Source organism: Herbiconiux sp. SALV-R1 (assembly GCF_013113715.1).
GTDB lineage: Bacteria > Actinomycetota > Actinomycetes > Actinomycetales > Microbacteriaceae > Herbiconiux.
Genome location: NZ_CP053344.1, coordinates 1013002 through 1032453, shown reverse-complemented (window position 1 = coordinate 1032453; position 19452 = coordinate 1013002). Strand labels below are relative to the sequence as shown.

Genomic DNA, 19452 nt, shown 5'->3' with positions numbered 1-19452 from the left:
CGCGCATCCGACAGCCGACCCGGCCGTGCGGCGCTCGCGGCGCTAGGCGTAGATCTCGGGTGCGACGTCGAGGGCATGGATCGACAGACCCGAGTTCCAGATCGCCGCGGCTCCCGCACGCACCAGGTCGGTCGCCGAGTCGCCCGCTTTCACCACGCGCACGACGTGGCCCTGCATCCGCACCACGGATGCGCCGACACGGGTCTCGCTGCCGTCTTTCGACACGATGGTGGCCGGGTAGGGGTCGAACAGCTGCCTGAGGTCGTCGACGATGAAGTCGGGGCGCTGTCCCTTGGGGGCCGCGAGCAGCTGCTTCGCCCGATCGATGCCGGTCAGCACGTGGATGGCGCGGAGCCCCGCCCGCTTGGCACCCATGGTGTCGGTGTCGAGGCGGTCGCCGATGAAGGCGGCGTTCGAGGCACCGAAGCGGTCTTTGGCGACCTCGAAGATGGGGGTCTCGGGCTTTCCGGCCACGACGGGCAGGCGGCCGACCGCGGTGTGCACGGCCGACACGAGGGTGCCGTTGCCGGGGGCGATGCCGCGAGCGACGGGGATGGTCCAGTCGGTGTTGGTGGCGACCCAGTGCACGGCGGGGTCGTGGAGGGCGAAGCTCGCCTCGGCGAGCTGCGTCCACCCCACCTCGGGCGCGAAGCCCTGCACGACGGCGGCAGGTCGGTCGTCGACCGAGCGGGTGACGACGAACCCGGCCTTCTCCACCTCGGAGACGAGACCGACACCACCCACCACGAGCACGGTCGCGCCCGGGTCGATGAGGGTCGCCATGAGTCGCATCGCCGCCTGGGGCGAGGTGACGACGTCGTGCGGGGCCACCTGCAGACCGAAGCTCGACAGGTGCTCGGCGACCTGCGAATCCGTGCGTGAGGCGTTGTTGGTGATGTATCCGACGCGCAGGCCCTCCGAGCTCACCCGGAGCAGCGAGTCGACCGCGTGCGGAATGGGGTCGGGGCCCTGGTAGACGACTCCGTCGAGATCGGCGAGCACGGCGTCGACGCCCTCGAGCGGCGTCGGATTCTGCCCGTCAGTCTTCTTCGTGAACAGCCCCATTGTCCTCTTCCTCGTCGAACACCTCGATGACGTCGTCGTCGCCACCGTTCACTGCCTCGTCGGCAATGCGGGCGCGTGTGCGCCAGGCCGCCGACTCCTCCTCACGTCCGAGTTCTTCGAGCACCTCGGCGTAGGCGTCGAACAGCTCCGCGCTGTACGAGAAGGCCACGTCGGGCCTCAGCTGCGGAATCTCGAGCTCGGTGAGCGCGGCCTCGGTCTGCCCGAGGTCGAGACGGGCGCCCGACATAGCGATGGCGACGGCGACCTGAGCCGGCACCGACAGGGTCGAGCGATCGATCGCCCGCCCCTCCTCGAGGCCACGCTCGGGGCGACCCATGCCGCGCTCGCTGTCGATCATGAGGGCGAGCTGCTCGTTGGAGCCCGAGATGCGCCGGTAGGTGCGGAGCTCGCGGAGGGCAAGAGCGTAGTCGCCGGTCGCGTAGGCCGTGATGGCGAGCGTCTCGCGCACCACTCCGATGCGGCCGGCCCGGCGCGAGGCCGAGATGGCGTGCTGGTGCGCAGCCTCGGGGTCGGACTCGATGAGTCGGCCCGCCATCACGAGGTGACGAGCGACGTCTTCGGCGTTCTCCTTGTTGAGCGTCTTGAGCTCGTTGCGTGCCACCTTGTCGAGGTCACGCGGAGTCACGTCGTCGGGGATCAGCGGATCGTCATGACGATTGCGCACCATGCGCAGCTCACGGGCCCGCAGCTCCTCTTCGGTCAGCTGCGGCCGCTCGAACCGCGACGCATCCCGGTCACCACGAGCCGGCTTCCCGTCCTTCGTCCAGAGCCTCCGCTCCCCCGACCCTCCGCGACCCTCGCCGCGCGACCGATCGTCGCGCTGCGGCCGTCCATCACGCTGGGGCCGATCGTCGCGCTGCGGCCGTCCATCACGCTGGGGCCGTCCGTCCCGCGAAGGGCGCCCCTCACGAGGCGTGTACCCGTCGCGCTGCGGGCGACCGTCGCGGGAAGGGCGACCCTCACGAGGCGCGTAGCCGTCGCGCTGCGGGCGAGAGCCGCGGCCCTGGCCCTCATCGCGGCGACCGCCCGAACCCTGATCGGGGCGGGAGCTCGCGTCGCGGCGCGGCGTGAAGGGGCGCTTGTCGGAGTTCGATCGCGCGGGTCGATTCCCGTGAGGTCGCGAGGGCTGGGAGGCCCGACGGTCACCTCGCTCAGAACGACGCTTCTCATCATCGGCATCAGTCACGACAGAACTCCTCAAGATCTCATTCGGCAGCCTGCTAGCTTCTCGGACTTAACGCAAAATGGCCACCCGAGAAATCGGGTGGCCATCTTACAAAGAAGTCCGGCGGTGTCCTACTCTCCCACAAGGTCCCCCTTGCAGTACCATCGGCGCTGAGAGTCTTAGCTTCCGGGTTCGGAATGTGACCGGGCGTTTCCCTCTCGCTATGGCCGCCGAAACACTATTGATGTATAGGTTTCAACAGTCCAACACGGTGTGTGTTGGTGTTGGGTTCTCGACCGTACATCGGGAACCACAAAGTAGACGCGAGCATCAGGCCCCACATGCCAGCCTTACAACATGCATGTGAGTAGTGATTATCAAGTTATCGGCTTATTAGTACAGGTCAGCTCCACGAGTCTTTCGTCCTCGCTTCCACATCCTGCCTATCAACCCAGTAGTCTAGCTGGGAGCCTCTCACCCGTAAGGGTATGGAAATCTCATCTCAAGGCCGGCTTCCCGCTTAGATGCTTTCAGCGGTTATCCATCCCGAACGTAGCTAATCAGCGGTGCTCCTGGCGGAACAACTGACACACCAGAGGTTCGTCCAACCCGGTCCTCTCGTACTAGGGTCAGATCCTTTCAAATTTCCTACGCGCGCAGCGGATAGGGACCGAACTGTCTCACGACGTTCTAAACCCAGCTCGCGTACCGCTTTAATGGGCGAACAGCCCAACCCTTGGGACCTACTCCAGCCCCAGGATGCGACGAGCCGACATCGAGGTGCCAAACCATGCCGTCGATATGGACTCTTGGGCAAGATCAGCCTGTTATCCCCGAGGTACCTTTTATCCGTTGAGCGACAGCGCTTCCACAAGCCACTGCCGGATCACTAGTCCCGACTTTCGTCCCTGCTCGACTTGTCAGTCTCACAGTCAAGCTCCCTTGTGCACTTACACTCGCCATCTGATTGCCAACCAGATTGAGGGAACCTTTGGGCGCCTCCGTTACTCTTTAGGAGGCAACCGCCCCAGTTAAACTACCCACCAGGCACTGTCCCAGGACCCGATCAGGGTCCGTAGTTAGATATCCAGAGTGACCAGAGTGGTATTTCAACAATGACTCCACCCGAACTAGCGTCCGAGCTTCACCGTCTCCCACCTATCCTACACAAGCCACACCGAACACCAATACCAAGCTGTAGTAAAGGTCACGGGGTCTTTCCGTCCTGCTGCGCGTAACGAGCATCTTTACTCGTAGTGCAATTTCGCCGAGTTCGCGGTTGAGACAGCTGGGAAGTCGTTACGCCATTCGTGCAGGTCGGAACTTACCCGACAAGGAATTTCGCTACCTTAGGATGGTTATAGTTACCACCGCCGTTTACTGGGGCTTAAATTCTCAGCTTCGCCTTGCGGCTAACCGTTCCTCTTAACCTTCCAGCACCGGGCAGGCGTCAGTCCGTATACATCGTCTTGCGACTTGGCACGGACCTGTGTTTTTAGTAAACAGTCGCTTCCCACTGGTCTCTGCGGCCTTCAACGCTCCCGGAGCAAGTCCGTTCACGCGTCCGGCCCCCCTTCTCCCGAAGTTACGGGGGCATTTTGCCGAGTTCCTTAACCACGATTCTCTCGATCTCCTTGGTATTCTCTACCTGACCACCTGAGTCGGTTTGGGGTACGGGTGACTGAAACCTCGCGTCGATGCTTTTCTTGGCAGCATAGGATCACTGATTTCGTCCGTGAGGACTACCCATCGAGTCTCAGCCTGTATGAGAGACGGATTTGCCTATCTCTCGGCCTACATTCTTAGACCGGGACAACCATCGCCCGGCTCAGCTACCTTCCTGCGTCACACCTGTTAATACGCTAACCGCACCAGACGGGTTCGAGCGTTAGACCGGACCGCTTCACCCCGAAGGGATCCATCTGTCCGGGTTAGGACTCTTAGCACTACTGGATTGGCTTGGGCGGTTTTTCGTCAGTACGGGAATATCAACCCGTTGTCCATCGACTACGCCTGTCGGCCTCGCCTTAGGTCCCGACTTACCCAGGGCGGATTAACCTGGCCCTGGAACCCTTGGTCTTTCGGAGGACGGGTTTCTCACCCGTCTTTCGCTACTCATGCCTGCATTCTCACTCGTGTGGCCTCCACGGCTGGTTTCCACCGCCGCTTCACTGCCCACACGACGCTCTCCTACCCATCCACACGACTGGACCACGAAGGCCTGTCACTAGTGCGAATGCCACGAATTCGGTGGCGTGCTTGAGCCCCGTTACATTGTCGGCGCGGAATCACTTGACCAGTGAGCTATTACGCACTCTTTCAAGGGTGGCTGCTTCTAAGCCAACCTCCTGGTTGTCTGTGCAACTCCACATCCTTTCCCACTTAGCACGCGCTTAGGGACCTTATTCGGTGGTCTGGGTTGTTTCCCTCTCGACGATGAAGCTTATCCCCCACCGTCTCACTGCTGCGCTCTCACTTACCGGCATTCGGAGTTTGGCTAACGTCAGTAACCTTTTGGGGCCCATCGGCTATCCAGTAGCTCTACCTCCGGCAAGAAACACGCAACGCTGCACCTAAATGCATTTCGGAGAGAACCAGCTATCACGAAGTTTGATTGGCCTTTCACCCCTATCCACAGCTCATCCCCTCCATTTTCAACTGAAGTGGGTTCGGTCCTCCACGACGTCTTACCGTCGCTTCAACCTGGCCATGGATAGATCACTTCGCTTCGGGTCTAGAACCAGCGACTCATTCGCCCTCTTAAGACTCGCTTTCGCTACGGCTACCCCACACGGGTTAACCTCGCCACTGATCACTAACTCGCAGGCTCATTCTTCAAAAGGCACGCTGTCACACCAACACGGGTGCTCCAACGGTTTGTAAGCAAACGGTTTCAGGTACTATTTCACTCCCCTCCCGGGGTACTTTTCACCTTTCCCTCACGGTACTTGTCCGCTATCGGTCATCTGGGAGTATTTAGGCTTATCAGGTGGTCCTGACAGATTCACACGGGATTTCTCGGGCCCCGTGCTACTTGGGATACTCTTCACGCCATTGCACCATTTCGGCTACGGGGTTGGCACCCTCTATGACCGGCCTTTCAATGCCGTTCGCCTATAATGCGCTGTAACGTTCGCTGTACGGCAGTAACAGCAGAAAAGTCCCACAACCCCGACCATGCAACGCCTGCCGGCTCTCACACATGATCGGTTTAGCCTCTTCCGGTTTCGCTCGCCACTACTCACGGAATCACTGTTGTTTTCTCTTCCTGTGGGTACTGAGATGTTTCACTTCCCCACGTTCCCTCTACCCGCCCTATATATTCAGGCGGGAGTCACCGGGTCACCCAAAGGGCCCGGCGGGGTTTCCCCATTCGGAAATCCTCGGATCGAGGCTCTATTATCAGCTCCCCGAGGCTTATCGCAGATTTATACGTCCTTCTTCGGCTCCAGATGCCAAGGCATCCACCGTTTGCTCTTAGAAACTTGAAATCACATGAGTTGAATCGATCGGCCCACCCCAAAGGGTGAGCAGATTGACCAATGATCTACAAACACCCCGAAAGGTGTTCTGTCGATCTTTGTGATCCAGACACAAAGTGCCTGAATCTAAGATGCTCGCGTCCACTGTGTAGTTCTCAAAGTACGGGCGATACCCTCCGCAGCTCCCCAACCGGGAAACCAACAAAGGGTCCAGAGGTTCAGTCCAAACACTCCGAAGAGCATTCGTTCCGGTCCCTCAGGACCCAACAGCGTGCATATGCAACCACCCCGAATCTCGCCCGTTCCTGACTCCGAAGAGCCGTACTAGAACAATCACCGTTCCTGCTGCATCAATGTCAATGTTCCACCCATGAGCTACCAGCGAGAACATTCGTCTCGATCTGGCCTCTGACCGACTCCGAAGAGACGGTAGATGCTCCTTAGAAAGGAGGTGATCCAGCCGCACCTTCCGGTACGGCTACCTTGTTACGACTTAGTCCTAATCACCGATCCCACCTTCGACGGCTCCCTCCACAAGGGTTAGGCCACCGGCTTCGGGTGTTACCGACTTTCATGACTTGACGGGCGGTGTGTACAAGGCCCGGGAACGTATTCACCGTGACGTTGCTGATTCACGATTACTAGCGACTCCGACTTCATGAGGTCGAGTTGCAGACCTCAATCCGAACTGAGACCGGCTTTTTGGGATTCGCTCCACCTTACGGTATCGCAGCCCTTTGTACCGGCCATTGTAGCATGCGTGAAGCCCAAGACATAAGGGGCATGATGATTTGACGTCATCCCCACCTTCCTCCGAGTTGACCCCGGCAGTCTCCTATGAGTTCCCACCATCACGTGCTGGCAACATAGAACGAGGGTTGCGCTCGTTGCGGGACTTAACCCAACATCTCACGACACGAGCTGACGACAACCATGCACCACCTGTTCACGAGTGTCCAAAGAGTTGACCATTTCTGGCCCGTTCTCGTGTATGTCAAGCCTTGGTAAGGTTCTTCGCGTTGCATCGAATTAATCCGCATGCTCCGCCGCTTGTGCGGGCCCCCGTCAATTCCTTTGAGTTTTAGCCTTGCGGCCGTACTCCCCAGGCGGGGAACTTAATGCGTTAGCTGCGACACGGAGACCGTGGAATGGCCCCCACATCTAGTTCCCAACGTTTACGGCGTGGACTACCAGGGTATCTAATCCTGTTCGCTCCCCACGCTTTCGCTCCTCAGCGTCAGTTACGGCCCAGAGATCTGCCTTCGCCATCGGTGTTCCTCCTGATATCTGCGCATTCCACCGCTACACCAGGAATTCCAATCTCCCCTACCGCACTCTAGTCTGCCCGTACCCACTGCAGGCTGGAGGTTGAGCCTCCAGTTTTCACAGCAGACGCGACAAACCGCCTACGAGCTCTTTACGCCCAATAATTCCGGACAACGCTTGCACCCTACGTATTACCGCGGCTGCTGGCACGTAGTTAGCCGGTGCTTTTTCTGCAGGTACCGTCACTTTCGCTTCTTCCCTACTAAAAGAGGTTTACAACCCGAAGGCCGTCATCCCTCACGCGGCGTTGCTGCATCAGGCTTGCGCCCATTGTGCAATATTCCCCACTGCTGCCTCCCGTAGGAGTCTGGGCCGTGTCTCAGTCCCAGTGTGGCCGGTCACCCTCTCAGGCCGGCTACCCGTCGTCGCCTTGGTGAGCCATTACCTCACCAACAAGCTGATAGGCCGCGAGTCCATCCTTGACCAAAAAATCTTTCCAACTGATGACCATGCGATCTCAGTTCATATCCAGTATTAGACGTCGTTTCCAACGCTTATCCCAGAGTCAAGGGCAGGTTACTCACGTGTTACTCACCCGTTCGCCACTGATCCACAAGAGCAAGCTCCTGCTTCACCGTTCGACTTGCATGTGTTAAGCACGCCGCCAGCGTTCGTCCTGAGCCAGGATCAAACTCTCCGTAAAATGAATACGCACAACACGACCAACCGGAATAGGCTGAAACCATGCTGCAAGTTTGAAACTGACAGAACAAATCATTACTGACTTGCTTTGTTGTTCTAAATGTTTTCCAAAGGAATCCTGTAGTCAACCGAAGTCAACCGACAGGGTATTTGGCATTTGACATTGTGCACGCTGTTGAGTTCTCAAGGATCGGACGCACCGGTTGCATCTGCTCGCGCAGACTGCCCACCGGGCAACTTCTCCAACCTAGCATAACGGTGAACGGTGTCTGAACGACAGGCCGATTCAGGATATTTCTAGGAGTGGTGGTCTCCACTTGAGGCCGGCAAGCTCTTCCGCTTTTTCCGCACCTGTGGGGTGACGAGGGATTACATTACGCGGAGATTTCGAGACCCCGCAAATCACCGTGCATCCCGGGCGTGTCGCGCCGCGCATCCGCGTCGTCACGCCTTCGGGTGCCGCTTGTAGACCGAGACGGTGGGGTCGCCCAGCAGATGGAAGCGCCAGTCGAACGGGAGCCGCCCGCCGTCTCCGCTCACGCCCGTGCGAAGGGTGCGCCCCACGAGACGCGCCCCCACGGGCGTCTCGGGAACGACGAGCTGGAACGGCGCTTCGTGCAGCGGGGCACCGTCATCGCCCAACGCGATGCCGAGCGCACGCACGAGGTTGGCCGGCCCCCGCGCCAGATCGCGATCCGACTTCGCCGTCGGCCTGCGGGTGCGGGCGAGCTCGACGCCGTCGATCACCTCTCCCCCGCGCAACAGCACGGCCGACGCTTCACCATCCGGTGAGCACACGACGTTCGCGCAGACGTGCATGCCGTAGGTGAAGTACGTGTACAGGTGCCCGGGCGCCCCGTACATCGAGGCGACCCGAGGGGTTCTACCTCGAAAGGCGTGCGAGCCCGGGTCGACCCCCTCCCCGAGGTAGGCCTCCACCTCGGAGATGCGCACCGAGACCGGGCCGGCCGGCGACTCGTGGGTGAGCACCGCGTCGAGCAGGAGCGGCGCCACCTCGAGCGCGCCGGCCGAGAAGTCGATCATGCGGGCGGGCAGGGGCTCAGAACAGCTTCACACCGAGCGACGTGCTCACCACGATCGCCGCGACGATCACCAGCGCGGCCGCCGCGATGAGGATCCACACCACGCGACCCGAGAGCGGGCGGCGCCAGAACCCGGGGTCGCCGGGATCGCGCTCGGGTTTACCGTTCTTCGAACCGCCGTCACCGTTCGTCATCGCGCACCGCCGCCCACTGCGGTGCCTGCCGCCACCAGCGCACGAACCCGCTCGGTGAGCGCGGCGAGCTGCTCGCGCACACGAACACCCGCGGTTCCTCCGGAGCCGTCACGGCTCGCGACGGATCCCTCGATGGTGAGCACGCTGCGCACCTCGGGCTTCAGGTGCGGTGAGATCGCCTCGTACTGCTCGTCGCTCAGCTCGTCGAGCTCGAGCCCGTTCTCCTCGGCGAAGCGCACGAGTTCGCCGGTGATCTCGTGGGCGTCGCGGAAGGTGACGTGCTGTTTCACGAGCCATTCCGCCACATCCGTCGCCAGCGAGAACCCCTGCGGCGCGAGCTCGGCCATGCGCTCGGTGTGGAAGGTGAGCGTCGCCACCATGCCGGTGAACGCCGGCAGCAGCACCTCGAGCGTCTTGATCGAGTCGAAGACCGGCTCTTTGTCTTCTTGGAGATCGCGGTTGTAGGCCAGCGGCAGGCCCTTGAGGGTGGCGAGCAGACCGGTGAGGTTGCCGATGAGGCGCCCCGACTTGCCGCGCGCGAGCTCGGCGATGTCGGGGTTCTTCTTCTGCGGCATGATCGACGACCCCGTCGAGTAGGAGTCGGAGAGGGTGACGAAGCCGAACTCCTTGGTGTTCCAGATGATGATCTCCTCCGCGAAGCGGGAGAGGTCGATGCCGATCTGGGCCGTGACGAAGGCGAACTCGGCGACCAGGTCACGCGACGCCGTCCCGTCGATGGAGTTCTCGACACCGCGGGCGAAGCCGAGGTCGTGCGCCACCAGCTCGGCGTCGAGGCCGAGCGTGTTGCCGGCGAGCGCACCGGAACCGTAGGGCGAGGCGTCGGCGCGCGCATCCCAGTCGCGCAGCCGCTCGATGTCGCGCACCAGCGGCCAGCAGTGGGCCAGCAGCTGGTGGGCGAGCAGCACGGGCTGCGCGTGCTGCAGATGCGTGCGGCCGGGGAGGATGGCGCCGAAGGTGGAGTCGGCCTGCGCGGCCGTGGCGTCGATGAGGTCGACCAGCAACCCCCTGAGCGTCGCCGCGTGGTCGCGGAGCAGCATCCGGATGAGCGTGGCGATCTGGTCGTTGCGGCTGCGGCCGGCGCGCAGCTTGCCGCCGAGCTCGGCCCCCGCGATCTCGATGAGTCCGCGCTCGAGCGCCGAGTGCACGTCTTCGTCTCCGGCGTCGGGCCGGAACGAGCCGTCGTCGACGGCCGCGGCGAGCGAGTCGAGCGCCTCGAGCATGCCGGTCAGCTCGGCCGAGTCGAGGTAGCCCGCACGGCCGAGGGCCTTGGCGTGGGCGCGCGAGCCTTCGATGTCGTACTGCGCCAGCTGCCAGTCGAAGTGCGTCGAGCGGCTCAGCTCGGTGAGTTCGGCCGCCGGGCCCCCGGCGAAGCGACCGCCCCAGAGGGCGCCGGCCTCTGCCGCCCGGTTCGCGACGTCGCCGCTCATCAGAAACCCGCCTTGCGGGCGGGCGCAGCGGCGGCAGCGGCTGCGGCGTCGTTCTGCTCGAACAGCCAGACGAGCAGGGCCTTCTGCGCGTGGAGGCGGTTCTCCGCCTCGTCCCAGATGACGCTCTGCGGACCGTCGATCACCTCGGCCGCCACCTCGTACCCCCGATCGGCGGGAAGGCAGTGCAGGAAGAGCGCGTCAGGCTTCGCCTTCGCCATGAGCGCCTGATCGACCTGGTAGCCGCCGAAGGTCTTCACCCGAGCGGCCTTCTCGTCTTCCTTGCCCATCGACACCCAGGTGTCGGTGACCACGACGTCGGCGCCGGCCACCGCATCCGTCGGTGAGGTCAGCACCGCGACCGACCCGCCCGTCTCGGCGGCGCGCTTCTCGGCGTCGGCGACGACGGATGCGTTCGGTGCGTAGGCGGCAGGCGCCCCGATGCGCACGTGCATGCCCGCGGTCGCCCCCGCGAGCAGGTACGACTGCGCCATGTTGCTCGCTCCGTCGCCGAGGAACGCGACGGTGAGCCCGGCCAGCTCGCCGCGGTGCTCCCGGATGGTGAGGAAGTCGGCGAGCAGCTGGCAGGGGTGGAAGTCGTCGGAGAGCGCGTTGACGACCGGCACGCGCGTGCCCGCCGCCATCTCTTCGAGGCCCGCCTGGGCGTAGGTGCGCCAGACGATCGCCGCCACCTGTCGCTCGAGCACGCGGGCGGTGTCGGAGGCGGTCTCCTTGCCGCCGAGCTGGCTCGCCGCGGTGGAGATGATGAGCGGGCTGCCCCCGAGGTCGGCGATGCCCACCGCGAACGACACCCGGGTGCGCGTCGACGACTTGTCGAAGATGACCGCCACGGTCTGCGGGCCCTCCAGCGGGCGCACGGCGAATCGGTCCTGCTTCAGCCGGGCGGCGAGGTCGAGGATATGGGCCTGCTCGGCCGGGGTGATGTCATCGTCGCGGAGGAAGTGCCTGGTCATGAGTCACCTTGGTTCGTGGGGGAAGCAATCAGGATAGCGGGAGAGCGCCGCGGCGAGCGCCGTCGACCCGGGGGCCGACGGTCAGCGGGCGCCGTCGACTGCGGCGAACGCGGCGCGCAGACGGTTGCCGAACTCGCGCACCTCGTCGTCGCCGATGATGAGCGGCGGCGCCAGGCGCAGGCTCGAGTCGTTCGGGGCGTTGATGATGAGGCCCGCGTCGAGCGCGGCGTTCGAGACCTCGACCGCCACCGGCTCGGTGAGCCCGACGCCGATGAGCAGCCCCTGGCCGCGCAGCTCCCCGATGAGCGGGGAGTCGATCTCGCTGATCACGGCGCGCACCTCGCGGCCGCGCTTCGCCGCGTTCTCGACCAGGCCCGCCGTCTCGATCTCGGTGAGCACCGCGTTCGCGGTGGCCGTGGCGAGCGGGTTGCCGCCGAAGGTCGAGCCGTGCATGCCCTTCGAGAACAGGTCGGAGGCCCAGCCGAAGGTGACGAGCGAGCCGATGGGGAACCCGCCGGCCATGCCTTTGGCCAGGGTGACGGCATCCGGTGTGACGCCGTCGTGCATGTACGAGAACCACTCGCCGGTGCGGCCGACGCCGGTCTGGATCTCGTCGAGCACGAGCAGCACCCCGTGCCGCTCGGTGAGCTCGCGGGCGCGCCTGAGGAACCCGGCGGGCAGGCCCAGCACGCCGGCCTCGCCTTTGATCGGCTCGATGAACAGGGCGGCGACGGTGTCGTCGATGGCTGCGTCGAGCGCCTCGATCGAGGTGTCGATGTGCTCGACGCCCGCGGGCATCGGCTCGAAGGGCTCGCGCATGGCCGGCTTGCCGGTGAGCGCGAGTGCACCCATGGTGCGGCCGTGGAACCCGTTCTCGAGCGCGACGATGCGGGTGCGCCGCTCGGTGGAGTTGAGGCGCGCGAGCTTGAAGGCCGCCTCGTTCGCCTCCGCGCCCGAGTTGCAGAAGTAGGCGCGCCCGCCCTCGCCCGCGCCGGTGAGCCGGGTGAGCCGTTCGGCGAGCTCGAGCTGGGGCGGGGTGGAGAAGTAGTTCGACACGTGCGCGAGCGTCGCCGCCTGCTGCGACACGGCGTCGACGAACACCGGATGCGCGTGGCCGAGCGAGTTCACCGCGATGCCGGCGAGGAAGTCGAGGTACTCCTTGCCGGTGTCGTCCCACACGTAGGCGCCCTCGCCGCGCACCAGCAGGCGCAGCGGCATGCCGAGGGTGCGCATGATGTGCGTGTCGAAGCGGCTCTGCCACGAATCGGATGCGGTGACCGTCACGGGATGACGCCTTTCGGTTCAGCGGTCGGCAGCCGGCACGACCTCCGTGCCGACGCCGCCCTGGGTGAAGACCTCGAGGAGGATGGAGTGCGGCTCGCGGCCGTCGATGATGGCGGCCTTGGCCACTCCCCCGTCGACCGCCTCGAGACAGGCCGACATCTTCGGGATCATCCCCGACTCGAGCGAGGGGAGCATCGCCCGGAGCTCCTCGCTGTCGATGACGGAGACGAGCGAGTCGCGGTTCGGCCAGTCGCTGTAGAGGCCGGCGACGTCGGTGAGGATGACGAGCTTCGCGGCGTCGAGGGCCACCGCGAGCGCGGCTGCCGCAGCATCCGCGTTCACGTTCAACACCTGACCGGGCTGGTCGATGTCGGGGGCGATGGAGGAGACGACCGGGATGCGGCCGGCCTCGAGCTGCGCCATGACGCCTTCCGGGTTCACTCCCACGACGTCGCCGACGAGACCGAGGTCGACGAGTTCGCCGTCGATCTCGACGCCGCGCTTGCGCCCCTCGAAGAGTCCGGCGTCTTCTCCGGAAAGGGCTGCAGCGAGCGGCCCGTGCTCGTTGATGTGGCTCACGATGTCGCGGCTGATCTGGCCGGTGAGCACCATGCGCACCACGTCCATGGCTTCGGGACTGGTGACCCGGTAGCCGCCCCGGAACTCGCTCTGGATGCCGAGCCGATCGAGCATCCGGGAGATCTGCGGGCCGCCGCCGTGCACGACCACCGGGCGGATGCCGGCGTAGCGCAGGTACACGATGTCTTCGGCGAAGGTGCGCTGCAGCTCGGGGTCGACCATGGCGTTGCCGCCGAACTTCACCACGATGATCTGCCCGTGGAAGCGCTTCAGCCACGGCAGCGACTCGATGAGGGTGTTCGCCTTGACGTGCGCGAGCTGCGCGTCGGCGGCGGTGGGTGCGGTGTACTCGGGCATCAGCTGGCGTACGCGCTGTTCTCGTGCACGTAGTCGTGCGTGAGGTCGTTGGTGTAGATCGTGGCCGTGGCGTCGCCCGACTTGAGGTCGATGAGGATGCTCGTGGCACGCGGGGTGAGGTCGACCAGTTCGCGGTCGTCACCGGGTTCGCCCTCGCGGCAGACCATGACGCCGTTCATCGAGACGTCGATGCGGTAGGGGTCGAACACCGCGTCGGTGGTGCCGAGCGCGGCGAGCACACGGCCCCAGTTCGGGTCGTTGCCGAAGATCGCCGCCTTCAGCAGGTTGCTGCGCGAGACCGCGCGGCCCACCACAACGGCGTCGTCCTCGCTCGCGGCGTTCACCACCTCGATGGCGATGTCGTGGCTCGCGCCCTCGGCGTCGCGCTGCAGCTGCGTGGCGAGGTCGAGGCACAGCGCGGTGAGCGCCGTGGTGAACTCCGCCTCGTCGGCGGCGACCCCGGATGCTCCGGAGGCCATCAGGGTGACGGTGTCGTTGGTCGACATGCAGCCGTCGGAGTCGACGCGATCGAAGGTGACACGGGTGGCGGCGCGGAGCGCCCGGTCGAGAGTCGCCGGGTCGAGGTCGGCGTCGGTGGTGATGACGACGAGCATGGTGGCGAGGCCGGGCGCGAGCATCCCGGCCCCCTTCGCCATGCCGCCGATCGACCAGCCGGCGGGCGAGTCGATCGTCGACTCCTTCGGCTTCGAGTCGGTGGTCATGATGGCGAGTGCCGCATCCGCTCCCCCGTCGCGCTCGCCCGAGAGGGCGGCGACCGCGGGGGCGACGTTGTCGAGGATGGCGTCGCGGAAGGTCTGATCGCCCACGCCGATGAGGCCGGTGGAGCAGACCAGCACGTCGGCGGCCGAGATGCCGAGCGCCTCGGCGACGGCCTCGGCGGTGGCGTGGGTGGTCTGGAAGCCGAAGGCGCCGGTGAAGCAGTTGGCGCCGCCGGAGTTCAGGATGACGGCGTCGATACGGCCGTCGAGCACGGCCTTCTCCGACCACAGCACCGGGTTGGCCTTGGCGCGGTTCGAGGTGAACACCGCCGCCGCCGACGTGCGGGGGCCGTCGTTGACGACGAGCGCCAGGTCGCGTGCACCCGTCGACTTGAGGCCGGCGACGACGCCCGAGGCGCGGAAACCGGCGGGGTGGGTGACACTCACGGTGCGACTCCGTTCACGGGGAGGCCGAGCTGCTCGGGGAGGCCGAGCGCGAGGTTGGTGGACTGGATGGCGGCGCCTGCGGTGCCCTTGACGAGGTTGTCCAGGGCGGTCACCGTGACGACGCGCTCCGCCTCCTCGTCGACCGCGATGCCCACGAGGGCGGTGTTCGCGCCCGTCGTGTCGGCGACCCGGGGGAAGGTGCCCTCGGGCATCAGGTGCACGAACGGCTCGTCGGCGTAGGCGAGCTCCCAGGCCGAGCGCACGTCGGCGGCGCTCACCCCGGGCTGCAGCCGGGCGGTGGAGGTGGCGAGGATACCGCGCGACATCGGCACCAGCACGGGCGTGAACGAGACGGTCACCTTCTCGCCGGCCGCGCCCGAGAGGTTCTGCACGATCTCGGGCACGTGGCGGTGCACTCCCCCGACACCGTAGGCGTGCGCCGAGCCGAGCAGCTCGCTGGCCAGCAGATCGGTGCGCAGGGTCTTGCCCGCGCCCGAGGGGCCGACCGCCAGCACCGCGACGAGGTCGACAGGCTGGATGACCCCGGCGCGGAGGCCGGGGGCGAGGCCCAGGCTCACCGCGGTGACGTTGCAGCCGGGGACGGCGATGCGGTTCACACCCGCGAGCTTCTCGCGCTGCTTGCCGCCGTCGGCGAGCACCAGCTCGGGGAGGCCGTACGGCCACGAGCCGTGGTACTCCGACTTGTAGAAGCGCTCCCACGCTTCGCCGCTGGTCAACCGGTGGTCGGCGCCGCAGTCGACGACGATGCTCGCGTCGCCGAGCTCCTCGGCGAGGGCGCCGGAGTGACCGTGCGGGAGGGCGAGGAAGACCACGTCGTGGCCCCTCAGCGTCTCGGCGTTGGTCTCCTGCAGCACCAGGTCGGCGTAGCTGCGCAGGTGCGGCTGCAGGTCGATGAGTCGCTGACCGGCGTTCTTGTTCGCCGTGACCGTGCGCACCTCGAGCTCCGGATGCGCGGCGAGCAGGCGGAGGATCTCGCCGCCGGCGTATCCGCTGGCTCCGGCGATGGCGACTGTGTAGACCATCTTCCCAATCTATCGCTCAGGCCCGGCGGCGAGTGCCGCGGGCGGTGTGCTCCCGCGGCCTCGCTGCGGAACTACTCCCTGACCGTCGCCGAGAACAGCTCGGCCGCGCGCGCCGCGCCGGCGAGCTTGGCCTCGGAGGCCTCGGCCGCGGTGAGGGTTCGGTCGGGAGCGCGGAAGCGCAGGGCGAAGGTGAGCGACTTCGAGTTCTCGGGCAGGCCCTGGCCGCGGTAGTCGTCGACGAGACGGATGCTCTCGAGCAGCTCCCCGGCGCCCTCCTCGACCGCGCGCTGCACCTCGCCCGCCACCGTGGCGACGGGCACGACGAGCGAGAGGTCTTGCGTCGCCGCGGGGTAGCCGCTGATCGGCGCCACGTCGACGCCGGTTCCGGCGGCGGCGATGACCGCGTCGAGGTCGAGCTCGAGCACGCCCACCACGCGGGGCAGGTCGAGCTCCTTCGTGAGCGCGGGGAGGAGCTCACCGGCGAAGCCGATGCTCTGCTCCCCCGCCGCGGTCTGCACGAACAGCTCCGCCGTGCGGCCCGGGTGCAGCGACTTGTGCGTGCCGGGCGCGATGCGCAGCGACACGGCGAGCGCCGACTCGAGCAGGCGCACCACGTCGAGCACGTCGGCGATGCCCGCGGGCACGGCCGGCTGACCCGGCTGCTTGTCGACCGAGTTGCCCAGCACGAGCGCTGCCACGTGACGCGGCTGCGGGGGGATGCCGTCGTGCAGCTCGCCGAGCTGGGCGGCGTCGGGAAGCGCGGCGCCGACGGGCAGCTGGTCTTGACCGTACCGCCGGCCCGCCTCGGGGAGGAACACCAGGCCGATCTCGAACAGCGCGAGATCGGTGAGGCCGCGCGAGAGGTTGCGGCGCGCGATGTCGACGAGCCCGGGGATAAGCGAGGTGCGCAAGAGCGCCGCCTCGCTGTCGAGCGGGTTCGCCACGCGGATGGCGGGGACCTCGACCTCGTCGGGGCTGCCGAAGCGCGCGTTCTGCTCGGCGCTCAGGAAGGGGTAGGCGAGCACCTCGACCAGCCCGCCGGCGGCGAGCACGTCGGCGGTGCGGCGCCTCGTGACCTGCGAGGCCGTGAGCCCACGACCGGGCGGGGCGACCGGGAGGATCGACGGGATGCGGTCGTAGCCGACGATGCGCGCCACCTCTTCGGCGAGCGAGGCCTTGTCGGTGAGGTCGGGGCGCCAGCTCGGCGGCGTCACCTCGAAGCCACCCGAGTTCTCCTCGACCGCGGAGCCGATCTCGGCGAGCGAGCGGGCGATGTCGTCCGGCGTGAAGTCGACACCGACGAGCCGTTGCACGAAGCCGAACGGGAGCATGATCGAGCCGGGCTCGGCGTGCTCGTGGTGCACCGAACCGAGGCCGTCGGCGGTGCCCCCGGCGAGCGTCTCGAGCAGCTCGACCACGCGGGCCGCGGCGGGCTGGGCGACCTTCGGGTCGACACCGCGCTCGAAGCGACGCGAGGCCTCGCTCGGCAGCTTGTGCCGCCTCGAGGTGCGCGCGATCGAGACCGGGTCGAAGTTCGCCGCCTCGATGAGCACGTTGACCGTGCCGTCGCCGATCTCGGTGGAGGCGCCGCCCATCACGCCGGCGAGCCCGATGGGCCCGCGGTCGTCGGTGATGAGCAGGTCTTCGGGGTCGAGCGTGCGGGTGACCCCGTCGAGGGTCTCGAGAGTCTCCCCCTCGGTGGCGCGACGCACGACGATGCCGCCCTGCAGCGCATCCAGGTCGTAGCCGTGGATGGGCTGCCCGAACTCGAGCATGACGTAGTTCGTGATGTCGACCACGAGCGAGATGGAACGGATGCCGGCGAGCTTCAGCCGGGAGACGAGCCAGGCGGGCGACTTCACCGAGGGGTCGATTCCCCGCACGGTGCGGGTGACGAAGACGGTGGCGCCGACGCGACCGCGGATGGGCGCCTCGTCGTGGATGGCCACCGGGAAACCCGAGGCGGCTACGGGGGTGACCCGCTCGACGGGGTCGCGGAAGCTCGCGCCGGTGGAGTGCGCGTACTCGCGGGCGATGCCGCGGATGGAGAAGGCGTAGCCGCGGTCGGGCGTGACGTTGACCTCGACCGCCGAGTCGTCGAGCGAGAGCAGCGCGAGCGCGTCGGTGCCCACCTCGGGGTCGAGGCCGAGGGTGGTCAGCCGCAGGATGCCGTCGTGGTCGTCGCCGAGACCGAGCTCGCGTGCCGAGGCGATCATGCCGTCGGAGACGTGCCCGTAGGTCTTGCGCGCGGCGATGGCGAAGCCGCCCGGCAGCACGGCGCCCGGGAGGGTCACCACGACCTTGTCGCCCTCGAAGAAGTTCGAGGCGCCGCAGACGATGCCGCGCACGTCGGCTCCGCCGTCGGCGGCGAGCTTCCCCTCGGGGGCCACCCGCACCTGGCACCAGCGGATGGTCTTGCCGTTGGACTGCGGCTCCTCCTCGAAGGAGAGCACCTGGCCGACGACGACCGGACCGGTGATGTCGAAGCTGTGCGATCCCTCCTCCTCGAGCCCCACCTTCACGAGCGCCGCGTGGATGTCGGCGATCGACGCGTCGGCGGGGACGTCGACGTACTCTGCGAGCCAGCTGATCGGTACACGCATGACTAGACCACCATTCCGAACTGCTGGGAGAACCGCACGTCGCCCTCGACCATGTCGCGCATGTCGTTGAGGTCGTTGCGGAACTGAAGGGTGCGCTCGATGCCCATGCCGAACGCGAAACCGGAGTACTCGTCGGGGTCGATGCCCGCTGCGCGCAGCACGTTCGGGTTGACCATGCCGCAGCCGCCCCACTCCACCCAGCGCGCGCCGCCCTTGGCGTTCGGCTGCCAGACGTCCATCTCGGCGCTCGGCTCGGTGAACGGGAAGTAGTTCGGGCGCAGGCGGATCTTCGCGCCGTCGCCGAACATCTGGCGCGCGAAGTGCTCGAGGGTGCCGCGCAGGTGCGCCATGGTGAGGCCCTTGTCGATGGCGATGCCCTCGACCTGGCTGAACACGGGAGTGTGCGTGGCGTCGAGCTCGTCGGTGCGGTATACGCGGCCGGGAGCGATGACGTAGACCGGCAGCTCGCGCTCGAGCAGGCTCCGCACCTGCACCGGGCTGGTGTGCGTGCGCAGCACGAGGTGCGACTCGGGCGGGTCGATGAAGAAGGTGTCCTGCATGGCGCGCGCCGGGTGGTCGGCGTCGAAGTTCAGGGCGTCGAAGTTGAACCACTCGCTCTCGACCTCGGGGCCCTCGGCGACCTCCCACCCCATGCCCACGAAGATGTCGGCGATGCGGTCGTTCAGGAGGGAGAGCGGATGGCGTGCCCCGATGCGGCGCCGGCTCGGCACGGCGGTGACGTCGACCGCCTCCTCGGCGAGCCGCCCGGTCTCCTCGAGGGCGACGACCTCGAGCTCGCGGGCGGCGACCGCCTGGTTCACACGGGCCCTGGCCTGACCGACGAGCTTGCCGGCGGCGGCCTTCTGGTCGCCGGGCAGCGACTTGATGGCGGCGTTGAACGCGGCGAGCGGCGAGCTCTCGCCGGTGTGCTCGGAGCGCACGCGGCGCAGTGTCGCGGAATCGGTGGCGGTCTCGAGGGCTGCGAGCGCCGCGTCGACCGCGTCGCTCACCGCCTGCTCGGTGATGGCGATGGGTTCAGACACGAGTCACAAGTTTACGGGGT

12 protein-coding genes and 3 rRNA genes are annotated in these 19452 nt (G+C 66.2%); all 15 read right to left on the bottom strand.

Going from position 1 to position 19452, the window contains the following annotated elements; genetic code table 11:
- Positions 1–42 precede the first annotated feature (42 nt).
- Positions 43–1065, bottom strand: coding sequence for an HAD-IIA family hydrolase (locus HL652_RS05100; RefSeq protein WP_171704288.1), 1023 nt, complete (start codon positions 1063–1065; stop codon positions 43–45).
- Complete coding sequence (locus tag HL652_RS05095) at positions 1040–1753, bottom strand: hypothetical protein (protein ID WP_253743651.1); 714 nt, start codon at positions 1751–1753, stop codon at positions 1040–1042. Before HL652_RS05095 ends, HL652_RS05100 begins: the two co-directional genes overlap by 26 nt.
- Positions 1754–2369: 616 nt before the next feature.
- A 5S ribosomal RNA gene (rrf, locus tag HL652_RS05090) occupies positions 2370–2486 on the bottom strand.
- A 138-nt stretch (positions 2487–2624) separates the two neighbouring features.
- Positions 2625–5742 (bottom strand): 23S ribosomal RNA (locus HL652_RS05085).
- Positions 5743–6177: 435 nt separating this feature from the next.
- A 16S ribosomal RNA gene (locus HL652_RS05080) occupies positions 6178–7702 on the bottom strand.
- Together the 16S, 23S and 5S rRNA genes form the textbook arrangement of a ribosomal RNA operon.
- Positions 7703–8145: 443 nt before the next feature.
- A complete protein-coding gene (locus HL652_RS05075; RefSeq protein ID WP_171704287.1) occupies positions 8146–8745 on the bottom strand; it encodes a DNA-3-methyladenine glycosylase in 600 nt (199 codons plus the stop codon).
- A gap of 16 nt (positions 8746–8761) precedes the next feature.
- Entirely contained in the window at positions 8762–8938 is a 177-nt protein-coding gene (locus HL652_RS05070; RefSeq protein WP_171704286.1) for a hypothetical protein, read from the bottom strand.
- Positions 8935–10386 (bottom strand): argininosuccinate lyase, encoded by a 1452-nt coding sequence (argH, locus tag HL652_RS05065; protein ID WP_171704285.1) that lies wholly within the window; start codon positions 10384–10386, stop codon positions 8935–8937. The genes HL652_RS05070 and argH overlap by 4 nt, the downstream gene beginning before the upstream one ends.
- On the bottom strand, positions 10386–11357 hold the full coding sequence (gene argF / locus HL652_RS05060) for an ornithine carbamoyltransferase (protein ID WP_171704284.1): 972 nt from the start codon (positions 11355–11357) through the stop codon (positions 10386–10388). Before argF ends, argH begins: the two co-directional genes overlap by 1 nt.
- 81 nt (positions 11358–11438) lie before the next feature.
- Complete coding sequence (locus HL652_RS05055; protein WP_171707189.1) at positions 11439–12590, bottom strand: acetylornithine transaminase; 1152 nt, start codon at positions 12588–12590, stop codon at positions 11439–11441.
- A 69-nt stretch (positions 12591–12659) separates the two neighbouring features.
- Complete coding sequence (gene argB / locus HL652_RS05050) at positions 12660–13577, bottom strand: acetylglutamate kinase (protein WP_171704283.1); 918 nt, start codon at positions 13575–13577, stop codon at positions 12660–12662.
- Positions 13577–14743 carry a bifunctional glutamate N-acetyltransferase/amino-acid acetyltransferase ArgJ gene (gene argJ / locus HL652_RS05045; RefSeq protein ID WP_171704282.1) on the bottom strand — a complete coding sequence of 389 codons (1167 nt, stop codon included), beginning with the start codon at positions 14741–14743 and terminating at the stop codon, positions 13577–13579. The genes argB and argJ overlap by 1 nt, the downstream gene beginning before the upstream one ends.
- Entirely contained in the window at positions 14740–15786 is a 1047-nt protein-coding gene (gene argC / locus HL652_RS05040) for an N-acetyl-gamma-glutamyl-phosphate reductase (protein ID WP_171704281.1), read from the bottom strand. Before argC ends, argJ begins: the two co-directional genes overlap by 4 nt.
- 71 nt (positions 15787–15857) lie before the next feature.
- Positions 15858–18389 (bottom strand): phenylalanine--tRNA ligase subunit beta, encoded by a 2532-nt coding sequence (gene pheT, locus HL652_RS05035; RefSeq protein ID WP_171704280.1) that lies wholly within the window; start codon positions 18387–18389, stop codon positions 15858–15860.
- 2 nt (positions 18390–18391) lie between these two features.
- Complete coding sequence (gene pheS / locus HL652_RS05030; protein WP_171704279.1) at positions 18392–19432, bottom strand: phenylalanine--tRNA ligase subunit alpha; 1041 nt, start codon at positions 19430–19432, stop codon at positions 18392–18394.
- Positions 19433–19452: the final 20 nt, after the last annotated feature.